Here is a 15,584-nt window from a genome sequence, read left to right as displayed (position 1 = left end):
CATGTTTCTGCCAATCATTGGCCTGGTGGTCGCGGTCGCAGTACTTATTCTCCTTGTCCTTCGAACCAAAGTCCCTCCGCTGATCGCAATGATACTCGCGGCTTGCATAGCGAGTATGAGCGGAGGAATGTCTTCTGAAAAAACAATTGATGTAATTATAAAGGGGTTCGGTTCTACATTAGGAAGTATAGGAATAGTCATTGGACTGGGTGTTATGATGGGCCGCATTCTGGAGGTCTCGGGCGCGGCTGAACAAATCGCTTTTTCTTTTATCAAATGGCTGGGGAAACGACGGGAAGAATGGGCGCTTGCTTTAACAGGCTATATTGTTAGTATTTCCATTTTTGTTGATTCGGCATTTGTCATCCTTTATCCTGTAACAAAGGCGTTAGCAAAAAAAGGGAATCGATCCGTGATCGCTCTGGGTGTAGCGTTGGCGGGTGGCCTGGTCGTTACACACACCATGGTACCGCCTACACCGGGTCCCCTCGGTGCAGCGGGAATTTTTGGTGTTGACATTGGTGCGATGATGCTTTTGGGAATGGCGCTTGCCATTCCGTGTGTGATCGGTATTGTGCTTTATGCGCAATGGCTTGAAAAAAGATATCCCATTGTTACAGCGCATGATGTATCCGACAAAGCGCTTCAGGTAATGCATGATACTTATCTAACTGCGAAGGCAGATCGCCCACTTCCGAATCTTACGTTGTCCCTTCTCCCTATTGTTGTTCCGATTGCTCTCATTTTCATTAAGGCGATTATTGGAATCTTCCCGAACAGCGGCGGAGATTCGTTCATTACCTCATCTTTCAATTTTATTGGAACACCCATCATTGCGCTTTCGATTAGCACGTTGCTGGCGGTGTACTTGCTTATTCCCTACATGGATCGTCAGTCAACTTCCGCACGGCTTGAAGAAGGTCTTCAATCTGCCGGAATTATTTTAATGGTGACAGGAGCTGGCGGAGCTTTGGGTGCAGTAGTACGCGATAGTACGGCTGGTGCAGCGTTAGCCGAGCGCGTTACAAGTTTGCCGCTGTCACCCATTATGATCCCTTTTGTCGTTGCAACGCTAATCAGGCTAATTCAAGGATCTGGAACCGTCGCGTGTGTGACCACCGCTTCTATCTGTGCGCCAATTCTTTCTCAAATACCTGATGTAAACATGTTGTTCGCGGCCCAAGCCACCGTAACGGGTGCCTTTTTCTTTAGTTATTTTAATGACAGTCTTTTTTGGGTAGTCAACCGAATGATGGGAATCATAGATGTAAAACAACAAATGGCGGTGTGGTCGGTGTCCACAACTATAGCCTGGGCAATAGGTGGAACTAGCATTGCATTGTTAAATTTATTTTGGGGTGCGCACGGCACTATTTTGGACCCGTTGCTTCCACTAGGTATACTCATTGTTGTCTTTATTGTGATGTGGAAATCATCTCGCGTGTAATCATACCGTGGTATTTATTCAATTTGACGTTTATGATTGCCAACAAAAACATGAATTCACCGGCCCAAAAGATATTCCATGCATAAGGTTTTGGTGTTAACATCGCCGCTTTAGCAACGAAGTCCGGATTTTGCATCAGGTTAGGATAATCTTTTACAAAATCATTTAAGGCGATCAATTGGGCATAATCCCTTGTAAATGTAAACAGAATCAGCAACGTACCTAAGACCAAGCACGTCCAAGTAGCTCTTGTCATAACTGACTTGTAAAGAAGAAGAAACACCGCTAGCACGATCATCGTCAGTGAACATATAATCGGCGCAGCAACGGGACCAATCCAGGTTATCGGAATCAAAAATAAAATATCCCAATCCAAAAATGAAGCAGGCCAATCGATAAAAACTTTTAGCCATCCATAGTAGAAGACATCCCACACGGCAAAACTTATTAGAAAATACGCCATACGTTCTCTAAAGTTATTACCAGCTATAAAACCGATTGAGGCCAGCATCGCCAGTGTTGCAATTTCCCGAACGATCTCAATCAGGAGAATATGCTGATCAATAATTTTAAACTGTACAGTGAATTCTTCCGGATAATAAAGTGCTCTCAAGTATACGACAACAGCACTTTCCAAAGCCGCCATGGCGATGCTGAAAACACTGACGGCAACTACGGTTCTCAATATTGGCTTCATGCATTTAATGATTTTATACTTTCTAATAGCTTTATCCTTATGTAACAACTCCAAAGAATCCAACCTCCAACAATGCCGAACATGCAATCGATAAAGCGCCAAAAGATCGGAATTCCCCGAACTGCACCTGCAATCAAAGCAAATGGAAAAATTGCAAGGCAAGCAATTAATCCGAATTCTATTATCCATCGGTTTTTAACCGGATCTTTTAACGGACCCAGAAATGCTATGGCGATTATAATGTGGGCAAATCCTAACCAATCACTCCCATAAGAGATAAATGGGTATGCGCTATTAGTCTCATGTACGCCCTGATAAACACAAGCGATCCATTTAGTAAACACATTATCCCATTCATTACGAGTGATCCATTGATGCGCAATGCGTAGCTCCCCTTCAATTGGAAAAGCTGTTACCCCGCTAAAGACCAGCCCCGCAATAAAAAGAACAATCCTGTTACTAATTTGATTTTGCAATTCACGAGTGTCTCTATAGTGCAACATCGCTATCCGCATTTTTTTTCATTAACCAGTGCTTTTCAAAAATCATTTCTATGTTAGTCATAAGTGTCCGTGGGTCTTTGGCCGTTACATTAATAACGGAGAATTTTTCTTCGCCTTTGAACATCCTGAGTCTCCAATTCCACTGATCAATTGTTACGATCTTCCCGTTTGAATACCACCATGCGGTAAACAATTTATCCTGGTCTTTCACGAGTTGTCCGGTATAAATTTCATTCCCGGCGACCTTGGTTTTAGTAACACGTTGAAATTTATATCCACTCCCTTGCCAGCATAACAAAGGCGTGTGCTCACTGGTAAAAAACTCTGGTATGGGTTTTACATATACTAAAATTTTCTGGTTGGACAATTTGGTTATTCCGGCATCCATCTTTACAACTTGAGCACCCGGAAGTTTTACTGAGGCATGAGAAATTGTCGGTGGTAATTTTCTTTGAAGATCGAGGCGGATGCCAATCATCATAACGATAATAGCGGTTGTTGTCCAAAGTGCTTTTGCGAATTTAGCAACTGGCCTTCTTTGCTCTAGTGCCTGAAATGATTTTCCAAACTTTGTAATCACCCAGACGCTGATAAAATAAATGGGTACCATTACATAAAGCAGTAAGCATGCGATTCCTACAAGTTCGTGCATCGGGTCTTCTGGAGGAACGCGAAATATCACGAGCAACATAATTCTAAATATATTTGAAATCACATTCAGTATAGCTACGAAACTGAAGAACGAAATGAGATGAATTAAATTCAATCGCAGTCCCGATATACGATACTGATGCGCTATCGCTGCGACGCCCATCAATAATGAAGTGGCAAGCATACTTAAACCCATGCAAGCTTCATCCACTTCAAAAACACTTCCATTCATCAACATGGTGTTTCCTTCAACCTGAACATTACACCCTGCAATGGCGAGCATACTTCCCGCCCACTGACTGAGTTGTAATCGTATGGGGAAACCCAAAATGACGGACACCTGGTGGAAAAACGGAGACATGAAAGCGAGCAGAAATAAGATGAGTGGATTCACTTTCCCAACAAACCTTTCCAGTAAAAGCAACAAATAAAACGCTAACATGAAGAAGTAAAACATACGAACGCTGTACACAAAAGCGAGTATGGCAAACAAAATCATCAGTCCCATGTAGGTATAGTTGATGCGCTGCTTCTCCTGGAAAAATATCGTGAAAGGAAGCAGGCAAAATCCTAACAGGACATTGGTGCCAGTGAGGAATGTACCGGTGAATGCAAACGCACCGCCGACGGCTACGATTATCAACAATACAATCAAAAGTAAATAACCCTTTGCTATCAGTTGCTGCATGCCAAATTTCAAAAGTGGATTCATAGAGCGGTGCAAAGTTTATAGCGACGAACTTTCAGGTAGCATATAAAACCAAGGAATAAAATTATCAGAGCCCATTCATGAGGTTCGGGTACGGCTCCTGTAGATTCTTTGGTCGCGTTATGCAAACTGTTCACCGACTCCTCTATCCCAAATCGATCATAATCTTTTTGCGTTTCAAGTACAATGAGGCTTGACACGGGCGAAACCACATAAGCGGAAGCAGCTTCATCCACTAATTCCTGGGAAATGAAATCATCGTTGAAATAATGCGCACCAACTTTCCGCATGATGTTGTTGTAGGCAAAGAGTCTCGCAAGGTGATCAGGTGCATTATTCTTTATTTTGCTTTCCCGGTTGATTTTGTTTTTTGTGATTTCAAGTTTCGAATCATGTAGGATGATGTTTCCATCAGATTCTTCGGGGCGCGGATATTTCTTTTGAATAAGCCAATCGTTGAGCTGATCAAATTTGCCTTGCGCATATTGCAAGCCTCTTAACTCACGGAGAGAACTGACATAGGTAGATGTGCCTCCCTCAAGATTGTATACCTTAACTTGCTTCCCGCTTTCAAAATAACGTCCAACGTCCTCGGCAAACTGACTATCTTTAAAATCACTTAAGTGAGGCGATAGTCCTTTTCCCTTCGTTACGATTAAACTATTTTCTAAATTATGTATTCGATGAAAAGGGAATATCGAAAAATTATACTGCCGCATTACACCTGTTAAGTCGTCCCAGTTTTCATCTGTCAATTGAACAAACCCATCATCGACCGTGGCATATATTTTATGGGTATCGAGAAGACTTTCTGCAGCCTTTACTTCTTTACGTGTCCAACTATTGTTGATGTCTAAAAAAATTTGACTAATGTTTGCCGGTTGAAGGGATGGTCGATGCGGACGCAAAGCGTATGTGTATCCGTCGAAAGTGAATTGATTGGAAGGCAGAGGCACCTTTTTGAAGGCAAACTGGAAATCAGGATTGTAACGCTGCTCAGTGATGTAATCACCCTTAGCATCTTTTTTAAAGTAATGAGGTAATACAACGTCTTGAGATTCTCCAATTAACCGAATGCGAACCGTTTCATTTGCATGATGTGCAAATGGTCCCCGGAAGGTGATGTTCTTAAAGATGATGTCGTCACCGTCGTCAACCAGGGGACACGTAATACCTATTTTAAATTTTCTTTCTTCCTCTGGCGTACATGGGAAGACACGGACTGTTACGGTATTGCCCTCCTGCCAATGGATAACAGATGGGTCTCGTTGCTCTACCCCTACGATGGTTTTGTATGCGGTTGTTGCTTTTTGTTTTGAAGTAAGTATGCCTTTTTCTTCTTTACCATTGATCCACAAAGAAAGCGCGGTCACCACCGAACCTTCCGGCAGTTGAAAAGTGTAGATCGCTTCCTGGGTCTGTTCTCTCCAACTGTTATCGGAAATATTATTTCTAACGCTTAGATACTTTTCAACATAAGCCAACCGCAGGGCTGGATAGATATCGACATCAGACACGATGTAGGACGTGGTGAGGTTATCGCCAGACCAAAGGCGCTCATTGCTCTGATGCCTGTCGGCAAAAATCGATTGGAGAATCTTTACCCGATCATCATAGGATATCGGACATCTTGATATTAAGCTGGAAATAAATACCAACGGATCATGTTTCCTCGGTTCGCCCCAGAATCTGTTGGCAGGAAAAAAGTCCCATTGAAAATCTTTGTTGTGTGTTGTATAAACAAGGTCCGATTTTAATATTTTTTCAGAAATCCAATCTTTTTCCAAATGCTGTGTAACCGCCACCCAAGTAGGCAAACCGTAGTTTTGCCGCAATACGGATTGATTGTTCATGGCTTCAATTTTGGAAATTCGGCTGTTCCATTCCCCCATGAATACCAATACGAATGCAAGCGTTAACATAGCACCGGCACTTGCCCAATAAATAGATGTTCTCTGCTGATCTGTTGCATAACGAATTAAGAATGCACACACCGCTGCCATGGTGAGCGGGACAAAAATATGTGTACCAATCCCGAAGAAAAGTATTCCTATAATCCCGATACCATAAATGTTAGCAACATATGCGGCCAGGTAAAAATGGAGAACAACGGCACTTCCTGCCACGAGAAGTTGCAGTCGGTTAATCCATACGTTCAATCTGTCAAAATATTGAAAGCTTAAAAGAAATAGACTTGTAATGATGAGATAGGCACTCAGCCAGGTTGTAGATTCTGCAAACACCGGTAGACTGCGATTCAAAGCAAATGCGCTTATTAAAAAGAGGCTTAATAAGATTACTGTTCTGTTGATGTTTTCCTTTCTCCAACTTTTTCTGATTCCGTAAGCGTCATTCCTCGCTAACACAATCGCATACACTACAGCGACAACATAATGCAGCACAAAAACAGTGAGCGAATCATCTCGCCTGTTTAAATCCAAATGTTCAAATAGAACAAAAAGAAAAAAAGAAACGGTTAAAAGTACATAGCCCAATCTGATGTTTTGGCTTGTTCTTTCATGTTCGGTATTTGCGACACCGGGATTAATCGAAGGAAGTGGTTCTGTGATCGTGTTCATGGTATAGATGAATATGTTTTCTATTCTAAAAGTACTTTGTAGTTCAAAGTTGAACGACAAATTTTTTAATGGGTTTGACTTTTTATTAAATTTTCTAATGATTTAAGATGCGCGTTGAATGCCTTCTTCCCTTCTTTGGAGGCGCTATAATTTGTATTGGGTTTGCGTCCGATGAACTGTTTATTGACGGTGACGTATTTCAATTCTTCTAATGCTTTAATATGGCTCGCCAAATTACCATCGGAAAGATTCAGCAAATCTTTAAGTGTGTTAAAGTCAGCCTCATCATTTACCATTAAGATGGACATGATACCTAATCGGACCCTACTTTCAAATGCCTTGTTAAAATCAACTAATATTTTCTTCACTTCTCGTATTTAAAATACATGTAAGTACCATAAACAATATGCAGCACACCAAAGCCCAGCACCCAAAAAAGCAATCCGTATCCTACGACGAATGATGCAATCAATCCCAACAACACTTCCGCGAAACCTAGTGTTCTTATATCGTTACGAGTATACTTACTGGCGTGCACCAATGCAAGTCCGTAAAATATCAACATTGCCGGAGCAACAAATATAAAAGCCCCGTGAAAATTAAGCGCTATGCAAAAGATTCCCCCGGCAATCAATGGAATAGCAAGATTGATAATTAACTTTTTCGCTGTCGCGTCGAAGATAGAATTTCCATCTTGTTTAGCTTTTCTTGTTGTAAGAAAAATTCCAGTGCCGATCGCTAAGACAAGAACAATCGCCGCATCTGCCATTAAAAACCCTAGTGTGTCTGCGCCCCTAAATGAACTGACAACCCGTTGTCCAGAGTAATAGCCCAATCCTTCTAACCCAAGATACCGATATGCGGCATAAGCGCCTGCCAATGCATAAAGCCCGGCAAATACCCCGGATAAACCACTTAAAGAAATAAATCTGGAAGACCGCTCCATTAACTGGCGAATTTCAGTGAGGGTCTCAAGTGGTGATGTTTTATCTTGCTTCATCTAAAAGTACTTTGTTGTTCAAAGTAAAGTTAAATAACTGTAAAATCCAAAAATTTTTAGGTTTGCCTGCAACTTCCTTTTGGTACGACGCATCTAACGGTTATTCCATTAATGATAAATGTGCCTCATCGCGCACTGTACATTTCCGTTCACTGGATGTTATTATAATGAACATTGTCTGCTTGGGAATGTCTTTTAAAGTGTTGATTTTCAGGTATGTGATATTTTGGAGAAAGATTAGCTAGCAGTATTCCTTTTTACCCCAACCCCTACAAATCCATGCTTAGAAATTACCTTCGTGTCGCATTCAGAAGCTTTCTAAAAAACAAAAGTTTCGTTGTTATTAATGCCCTTGGACTTGGTGTCTCGCTCGCATGTTGCATGGCAGCTTACTTGTTGTTAGCCTATAACATTGAGTTTGATAATTTCCACGACGATCAGAAAGTTGCACGGATTTTTCGCGTACAAACCATGTCAAGCGATAAAGACGGAAAGGTTAACAAGGACTGCCAGGCACCACTTGTCCTTCCGCCCATCGCCGCAGGTGAGATAGCAGGTATAGAACGTTACACCCGATTTCTTTACGGCGGCGGCACCTTGCGTTATGGCGACGAAAAGATTTTCAACGAAGGACTTGCCTTTGCCGACAGTACGTTTTTTGATTTATTTGATTACCCGTTGAAATCCGGCAGCCATAAATTTTTCAAGGATAAGAATAGCATTTTCCTAAGTGAAGAATTGGCAAAAAAATATTTCGGAGATGAAGATCCAGTTGGAAAGCTAATGGTGCTTTCATCTGTAAATGAATCTGTAATTGAATTGCTGGTTGGCGGTGTTGTGAAAAAGTTTCCCATCAACAATACTTTTAATTTTCAAGGATTAGTCCGAATTGAAAAATTCATTGACATACACAAACTGAAAGAAGACGACTGGGGCGATTGGCGCAACCCGAGTACATTCATGGAACTAGCATCTCCTCAAAATGCGGCGCAAATCGGTAACCAGTTTAGCAAATATATCCCCACCCGGAATGAGAAACGAACCGATATGGTCGTTGATTCGTATGTTCTTGAACCCTTTAAGACTTCCGACGACCAAGGTGATATTAGAAGTAGCTGGGTTTCATATAGAATAAGTCCTGAGCCACTCGTTATTTTTACATCAATGGCGTTAATTATTTTGTTGATCGCTTGCTTCAATCTTACCAACACATCCATTGCCATGACTGCAAAACGGCTAAAGGAAGTAGGCGTTAGAAAGGCAATCGGCGCCGCACGTAGCCAAATTATTTCACAATTTTTATTTGAGACACTAATAACCATTTCGCTGTCACTCGTTGTCGGTTTACTGTTAGCGCAGATAATCGTTCCTGCCTTTGCCGATATGTGGCAGTTCCCTTATGGATTGGAGGACATGAACGGTCTTAATTTATTTACGGCGTTAATCGTGCTTGTTTTTGCCGCTGCCTTAATTGCAGGCTTATACCCCGCGCTCCTAAGCAGTAAATTCAAGCCGACGCTGTTATTGAAAGGATCTGTAAGGATAAAGGGTACAAACATGTTAACCAGGACGTTGGTAGGTTTACAATTTGCTTTATCTGTTATTGTGTTAATAGGTGGTGTCGTATTTATCCAAAACACCCGGTTTCAGGACACGATAGAATTCGGATACGACAAGGATATGGTCATTACTGTGGGATTACAAGGTGAACGCGATTTTGAACTCATGGAAAAAGCGATTCTGACTAATCCGAAAATTTTAAGTGTTGGTGTAAGTGATGGAAATGTCGGCAGCAACAATTATGAAACACCGGTTACCATCGACACAGGCAAATACAACGTACAGGCCATGGGTGTTGGCAAGAATTATTTTGAGACGATGGGACTTCGAATTTCGGAGGGCCGTACATTCAATCTTGATAACTCCTCTGACCAAACTGAAGGTGTGATTGTCAATAAAGCATTTGTTCAAAAAACAGGTTTAAAAGATCCACTTGACAAGATTGTGACATTGCATGATAACAAACGCAGAATCCTTGGTGTCATAGAAAACCACGTGGATAATTTATACCGATCAAAAGACCCCGAGCCTTTTATCTTCTACCCGGCGGGAAAAAATCAATATGTGTTGATGCAAGTACGAACAGAACATGCAAACCTGGGAGAAGTTCAAAAGTATCTGGAAGCCACCTGGAAAGAATTATTCCCTGCAAGATATTTTGAAAGTAACTTCCAGGAGGATCTGGTGCTGAAAAACAGCAGGGAGACCAATGCAAATCTTGAACGGATATTTCTTTTCATAACTGTGTTAGGCGGTCTTCTTTCTGCCTCCGGTATTTTCGCGCTGGCTTCCCTTAACATTGCCAAGAGAACAAAAGAAATTGGAATCCGCAAAGCATTGGGAGCCTCTATACAAAATGTCGTGGGACTACTGAACAAAGAGTTTGTAATTATTCTGGCTGTAGCAGGATTAGCAGGTTCAGTCGGCGGGTACTATCTAACCAATGCCCTGCTGAAAGAGATCTACGCCTTTCACATTCCTGTAGGAATTGTTTCGGTCGTAGTCTGCACACTTTTCATCTTTGGCGTAGGAATATTTACAACCAGTACCACGATTTTCAAGGCTGCAAAAGCGAACCCTGTAGATACGCTTAGAAATGAGTGAGCAATAGCCCAAGCTATAATCTGCAGGGGCCAAGGAGCCGTATGCATTCAACGTAGCTTGGGCCAAGCTCGACCGTTTGCCTTTCATGGAATTACTTCCCTCCCATCACGCTATTTTTATACCTTCGCACCACTTACAAGAGAAGTTGGCAATAAATTAAGCGTACCTAACCTTTAACCTTCTAAAAGTAATGCCCCGGCTGGTATACCTGTTGTCATTTTTTTGCATTGCATTTTCTTCTGAAGCGCAAACCGTAAAAAATATTAAAGACATAATTTACGCCGAAACCGGCAGTCGCAAGTTGCTGCTTGATCTTTACATGCCCTCCAATCCTAATCCATACTTGATTGTATGGATCCACGGCGGTGCCTGGCATTCAGGGTCAAAAGAATCCCCTCCCGTCATTTTTTTATCGTCGGGTTATGCAATAGCGAGTGTAGATTACCGGCTCAGTATCGAGGCAAAGTTTCCAGCACAAATTCACGACATTAAAGCAGCTGTCCGCTATTTACGCGCGAATGCTACAAAGCATGGTTACCATGCTGATAAAATCATCATTGCAGGCTCATCTGCCGGAGGCCATCTTGCGACGCTTGTCGGTGTAACTAACAACGATCCCGCTTTAGAAGGAACCTTAGGTCTGTATACGCAAACAAGTTCATCGATCCAGGCTATCGTTGACTATTATGGTCCAAGTAATTTCACATCTATCATGAAACAATCTACACCGCATGGTGTCGGCGTTCGTGGTCCAGCCATAGCGTTGCTTTTAGGACATACCGTCGACAATGCTACCGATATGGCCAAGAAAGCCAGCCCCGTGATGCAGGTTGAAGCCAGTGATCCACCGCTGCTAATATTTCACGGTGATCAGGATATTCAGGTTCCTATAAATCAGTCACATGAACTAGTCGGCGTTTACAAAGCGAACGGCCTTAAAGTCCAACTGGAAGTTGTTCATGGAGCGGGGCATACTGAGAAGCCATATTTTGATCCTCAATATCAGCGCATTGTCGAAACATTCCTGGCCGATGTACTGAAGAATTGACCTCTCGTACAATCATAACTAATTGTTTAACTAATATTGATTTTACCTAACCAACCAAAGAGAAGCGACTATATGATGACCACAAAAAGTAATTTCCTTTTTATCCTTCTTTCGATTTTTTCACTCATCAGTTGCAATCAGGTAAAAGAAAAGAAAAGCAATGAATGGGTAACATTATTTAATGGTAAAGATCTTTCTAACTGGGAAGCAAATGAAAACCCCGGTTCATTTAAAGTGGTCGATGGTATGATCGTCGCTAATGGGGAACGTTCGCATCTCTTCTATGTGGGCGACAAAAAAGAACCTGCCAATTTCAAAAACTTTGAACTTAACCTGGATGTGATGACACATCACCTGGCGAACTCTGGCGTGTATTTCCATACGGCACATCAAAAAGAAGGTTGGCTTGATCAGGGATACGAAGTTCAGGTCAACAGCTCGCACCGCGGCGGTGACGGATATAAAGAAGTTAAAAAAGGAGGAAGTCTTTATGGGATACGCAACTTATACAAAGCATACACGAAGGACAGCGTATGGTATAACTTTAACATTCGTGTAGAAGGTAAGCACGTTCAAATAAAAATCAACGATCAACTCGTTGTGGATTATACAGAACCCACCCATCCAGCTCGCGCACAAACGAAAAAAGTTTTATCAAGTGGAACGTTTGCTTTGCAGGGGCACGATCCCGGAAGCACTGTATATTTTAAAAATATAAAAGTCAAAGATCTAGGTGATACACCTGCTCCATCAACCGCTATTTTAGACGATGATGTTGCACCGCGAATATTAGATTATCAGGCAAACCACTTAGCATTTATTGATTATCACATTCACACCGGGGAATCTTTTAATATTGATTCTGCTATGCAAGCCTTTTACAGAACGGGAATCAACCTAGGGCTTGTCGTTGACATAGACAAATTAGAGAAAGGTAAAGAAGATGCTACACTCAGCGCGCACGTTAACAAATACGGCAAACTTCCATTGTTTCTGGGTATTTTCAAGAACAACCTACAACCACTCGGGGGTGTTCAGAAAAAAACGATAGAGCAGTTTGATTATTTCATAGGCGATATTACGAGGTTCAAAAATGCGAAAGGTCAGGAAGTGGATGTTTTGAAGAATGAAAACATCGGTGATAAACAAGCCTTCATGGAAGATTACGTAAAAGCTATAACGACTGGGTTAGACAAAGGTGAGATAAACATATGGGCGACAGCCACCCTCCTGCCCGAATCTTTGTCCTCCGAGTATGACCAATTATGGACCCCAGAGAGAATGGCCAGTGTAATTGATGCGGCAAAACGTAACAACGTCGCAATTGAAGTTTACAACCCAAAAAGAATACCCAGTATTACCTTCTTAAAACTTGCAAAAGACAAAGGCTGTCTTTTCACAACGGGTGGCTTATTCAAAGAAAACAAAATTTCCGAACCGGATTATTTTTATGATGTGATTGATCAATGCAAATTAGAATATAAGGACATCTATATTCCAGGTAATCCAAACTAAAACAAAGCTTAGCACATTTCTTTTGATTCTGACGTCTCATCCATCAGATGGAGCCCAAAAGAATAAAAGATCTTACTGCTAATTAGTAAAAGCTTTAAGCGCCGTGTTGATCCGGTTTTCAATAAATTTTAAATGGTAAACCGTCATCGCCCCTTTGGTCCGCGGAAGCGCTCGTTTTATTCGTGCCTGAATCTCTGTTAATTTGTTTACAATGATAGGCGGAACATCCCGCAATGTTTTATCTGGTTTCGCAGGCTGTACGAGATCAATTAATTTATCAACATAAAGCTGTTGCAAATTTCGGCGATACATACTAATAGTGTCATAGGTTTTTAATTCCGCCCACATCGCATTGTCGAGATCATCTATAAAATTGATTAACGGGTATGCCTTCTTACCATAAACAAGTTGGGCATCCGACATCTTCGATAAATTGTTGGTACTCAGCAGGCTAGTTAGCACCATGTTTTGTGAGCGGTTAACGATTTGTGTTGGAGATTTCCCGGTCCGGGTGAGAATCGCCGTATCCAGCAGCCACGTCGGCGTTGTAAAGATATGCCGCGTCAGGAAGTCCATAGATTCCCATTGCAATTCTACCGGTACAACATCATATACTCGCCCTGGCTGATCAGACGATTTAACAGTTTCATACATGCCTCCCACGTATGCCAACGCATGCCCTAGATAATAATCGAATTGATTAATCGCAGCATTATACATCTGAGACAAGCTTCGGTAATTTTCATGTTCCTGATGTGTCCATTTAATTAAATTTGGAATCACCCGTTGAAGATTTCTTATGCCATACTCCCCTGCCTTCATGGCATTATCTCCAATATCTTCAGTTTGCGTGCGTGGGTCATCGGCGGTAAATTCGGAACCAAACCTTAATTTCTCATTTTGTAACTTTTCTACCACCCAGTTATTCATAACTGGAATTTCCGCCTCTGCACTTTTTGCTTCCGGAAACAATCTGTAACCCCATTCGATGGCCCAATGGTCATAAATGCCAATCCTGCTGATGAGTCCCCGCTCTCCCACGCTATCCTGGGGCTGCGCGACATAATTAAACCGTGCATAGTCCATGATGGAGGGCGTGTGACCGTTGGCTTCAAGCCATACCCGGTCACGGAGTTTTTCGACCGGCACCGACGAACTTGCGGCATAGTTGTGCGTGAGCCCTAAGGAATGCCCTACTTCGTGTGATGCGACGGAACGGATAAGTTGTCCCATCAATTTATCATCAAACTGCATTTTTTGAGCCCTAGGGTCAAGAGGTCCACATTGAATCATATACCACTCTCTGAGTATAGACATCAGGTTGTGATACCAGTTAATATGACTTTCAAGTATTTCTCCACTCCGCGGATCTGTAATTATCGGCCCTGCGGCATTCGCAAACGACGACGGTTTGTAAACAATTGCCGAGTGTCTCGAATCTTCCAGACTCCAATTTGGATTTTCTTGTTCTGTGGGGGCTTCTTTTGCTACAATAGCATTTTTAAAGCCGGCCTTTTCAAAAGCAGCCTGCCAATCGTTTACACCCTGGATTAAATAAGGAACCCATTTTTTAGGCGTGGCTGGATCAATATAATATACGATGGGTTTCTGAGGCTCCACCAATTCGCCACGCATATACTTGGGCATGTCGCCGGGTTTAGGTTCTAACCGCCATCGCTTGATATAACTTACAACCTTTACGCCTTGAGGATTAGCATCATAATCGGTATACCGTTCTGTAAAATAACCAATGCGACGATCCGCAAACCTTTTCTTCATTGGCCTTTTCGGTAACAATACCAGTGAAGTGTTTAATTCCAGCGTAAATGTGTTGTCTGTGACGGTATTCCTATACGTTTTGATGGTCCTTATTTCCACATTCAACGGAAACGAACTTATATCTTTGATATAACTCATGTTGTAGAGCAAGCCTCCCACACGCATCGTCTTTTTCGAGGCAGAGCTGAAAAAGAAAATATCGTTATCACCATTGATATAGTCAGTGATCTCAATAACACTACCCCTTCCGTTGGGGCTATATGCGCCAATACCGAATGCTGATACGAGCGGCTGAAGATTAGAACGGGTAACCGCACTGTACATGGCATCGGTACTATCACCCGCATTTTCTTCAAAAGTAATTCTGCGCAAAAACAATTTTGAGCCGGGGCCTTTTTCAAAACGTACAACGGTATTGCCGACTTGATCGCCTGCATATCCAGTATATTCAGGACGAATACCCGCAGCGCCTTGCGCGATTCTGCAAACGACGAGTATGTCTCGACCTAAAAGGCTGTCGGGTACCTCAAAATAATAATTGTCATCAACTTGGTGGACGATGAATAACCCCTTTCTTGTAATTGCATTTGAACGTATGAGGTTGTTGTAGTTGCGCGGTGCCGATAGCTGTGTATTTCCTGCAGGAACCGACGAGGGTGTTTCCTTTTTGGTAGTATCCAGCGGAACGGGGAGTGCTGCTGCAGGTCTAGTTTGGGTTTGAGCTACGGTGGTATAACTAAAAATAGATGCTAAAAAAATTAATCCGATATATCGCATTCGCTGTGTATATTCTGATAAATGGTTAATCAGAAAAATAACCAATTTTTAATAAAGTAGTTCCACAAGCGCCCTTAAAATCCCTGGTCTAACATATTCTTCTTCCAATGGCGGCGCGCTATCGGCATTCAGGGACTATTGGTGCAAGTTTCACAATCATGGACTTTTCTCTACAGAACCATAAGTTTTGATTCATAACGTTTGCTGATACCAAG

Annotated in this window: 11 protein-coding genes; 4 read left to right on the top strand and 7 right to left on the bottom strand. The window is 42.1% G+C overall.

Going from position 1 to position 15,584, the window contains the following annotated elements:
• The first annotated feature begins 1 nt into the window (after position 1).
• Positions 2-1,447 carry a gluconate:H+ symporter gene (locus P2W71_RS15250; protein ID WP_276372464.1) on the top strand — a complete coding sequence of 482 codons (1,446 nt, stop codon included), beginning with the start codon at positions 2-4 and terminating at the stop codon, positions 1,445-1,447.
• Here the strand turns inward: P2W71_RS15250 and P2W71_RS15245 are convergent.
• The 6 genes from P2W71_RS15245 to P2W71_RS15220 all read right to left on the bottom strand — a co-directional run bounded on the left by P2W71_RS15245 (position 1,416) and on the right by P2W71_RS15220 (position 7,586).
• Positions 1,416-2,144 (bottom strand): hypothetical protein, encoded by a 729-nt coding sequence (locus P2W71_RS15245; RefSeq protein WP_276372134.1) that lies wholly within the window; start codon positions 2,142-2,144, stop codon positions 1,416-1,418. The genes P2W71_RS15250 and P2W71_RS15245 overlap by 32 nt on opposite strands.
• A complete protein-coding gene (locus P2W71_RS15240) occupies positions 2,141-2,647 on the bottom strand; it encodes a hypothetical protein (protein ID WP_276372133.1) in 507 nt (168 codons plus the stop codon). The genes P2W71_RS15245 and P2W71_RS15240 overlap by 4 nt, the downstream gene beginning before the upstream one ends.
• On the bottom strand, positions 2,634-4,010 hold the full coding sequence (gene xrtN / locus P2W71_RS15235) for an exosortase N (protein ID WP_276372132.1): 1,377 nt from the start codon (positions 4,008-4,010) through the stop codon (positions 2,634-2,636). Before xrtN ends, P2W71_RS15240 begins: the two co-directional genes overlap by 14 nt.
• Complete coding sequence (locus P2W71_RS15230) at positions 4,007-6,586, bottom strand: XrtN system VIT domain-containing protein (RefSeq protein ID WP_276372131.1); 2,580 nt, start codon at positions 6,584-6,586, stop codon at positions 4,007-4,009. The genes xrtN and P2W71_RS15230 overlap by 4 nt, the downstream gene beginning before the upstream one ends.
• Before the next feature lie 65 nt (positions 6,587-6,651).
• Complete coding sequence (locus P2W71_RS15225; RefSeq protein WP_276372130.1) at positions 6,652-6,954, bottom strand: transcriptional regulator; 303 nt, start codon at positions 6,952-6,954, stop codon at positions 6,652-6,654.
• Positions 6,951-7,586, bottom strand: a complete 636-nt coding sequence (locus tag P2W71_RS15220) for a hypothetical protein (RefSeq protein ID WP_276372129.1) — start codon at positions 7,584-7,586, stop codon at positions 6,951-6,953. Before P2W71_RS15220 ends, P2W71_RS15225 begins: the two co-directional genes overlap by 4 nt.
• Positions 7,587-7,865: 279 nt before the next feature.
• On the opposite strand from P2W71_RS15220, the gene P2W71_RS15215 reads away from it, so the two are divergent.
• The 3 genes from P2W71_RS15215 to P2W71_RS15205 all read left to right on the top strand — a co-directional run bounded on the left by P2W71_RS15215 (position 7,866) and on the right by P2W71_RS15205 (position 12,813).
• On the top strand, positions 7,866-10,250 hold the full coding sequence (locus P2W71_RS15215) for an FtsX-like permease family protein (protein ID WP_276372128.1): 2,385 nt from the start codon (positions 7,866-7,868) through the stop codon (positions 10,248-10,250).
• A gap of 190 nt (positions 10,251-10,440) precedes the next feature.
• Positions 10,441-11,298 carry an alpha/beta hydrolase gene (locus P2W71_RS15210; RefSeq protein ID WP_276372127.1) on the top strand — a complete coding sequence of 286 codons (858 nt, stop codon included), beginning with the start codon at positions 10,441-10,443 and terminating at the stop codon, positions 11,296-11,298.
• 72 nt (positions 11,299-11,370) lie between these two features.
• Positions 11,371-12,813, top strand: a complete 1,443-nt coding sequence (locus tag P2W71_RS15205) for a family 16 glycoside hydrolase (RefSeq protein ID WP_276372126.1) — start codon at positions 11,371-11,373, stop codon at positions 12,811-12,813.
• A gap of 78 nt (positions 12,814-12,891) precedes the next feature.
• Here the strand turns inward: P2W71_RS15205 and P2W71_RS15200 are convergent, their stop codons facing one another.
• Positions 12,892-15,369, bottom strand: coding sequence for a zinc-dependent metalloprotease (locus tag P2W71_RS15200; protein ID WP_276372125.1), 2,478 nt, complete (start codon positions 15,367-15,369; stop codon positions 12,892-12,894).
• Positions 15,370-15,584 lie beyond the last annotated feature (215 nt).

Source organism: Chryseolinea sp. H1M3-3 (assembly GCF_029360725.1).
Lineage (GTDB): Bacteria > Bacteroidota > Bacteroidia > Cytophagales > Cyclobacteriaceae > Chryseolinea.
Note: the sequence above shows the minus strand (reverse complement) of the source record. Positions and strands in the feature narration are given on the sequence as shown.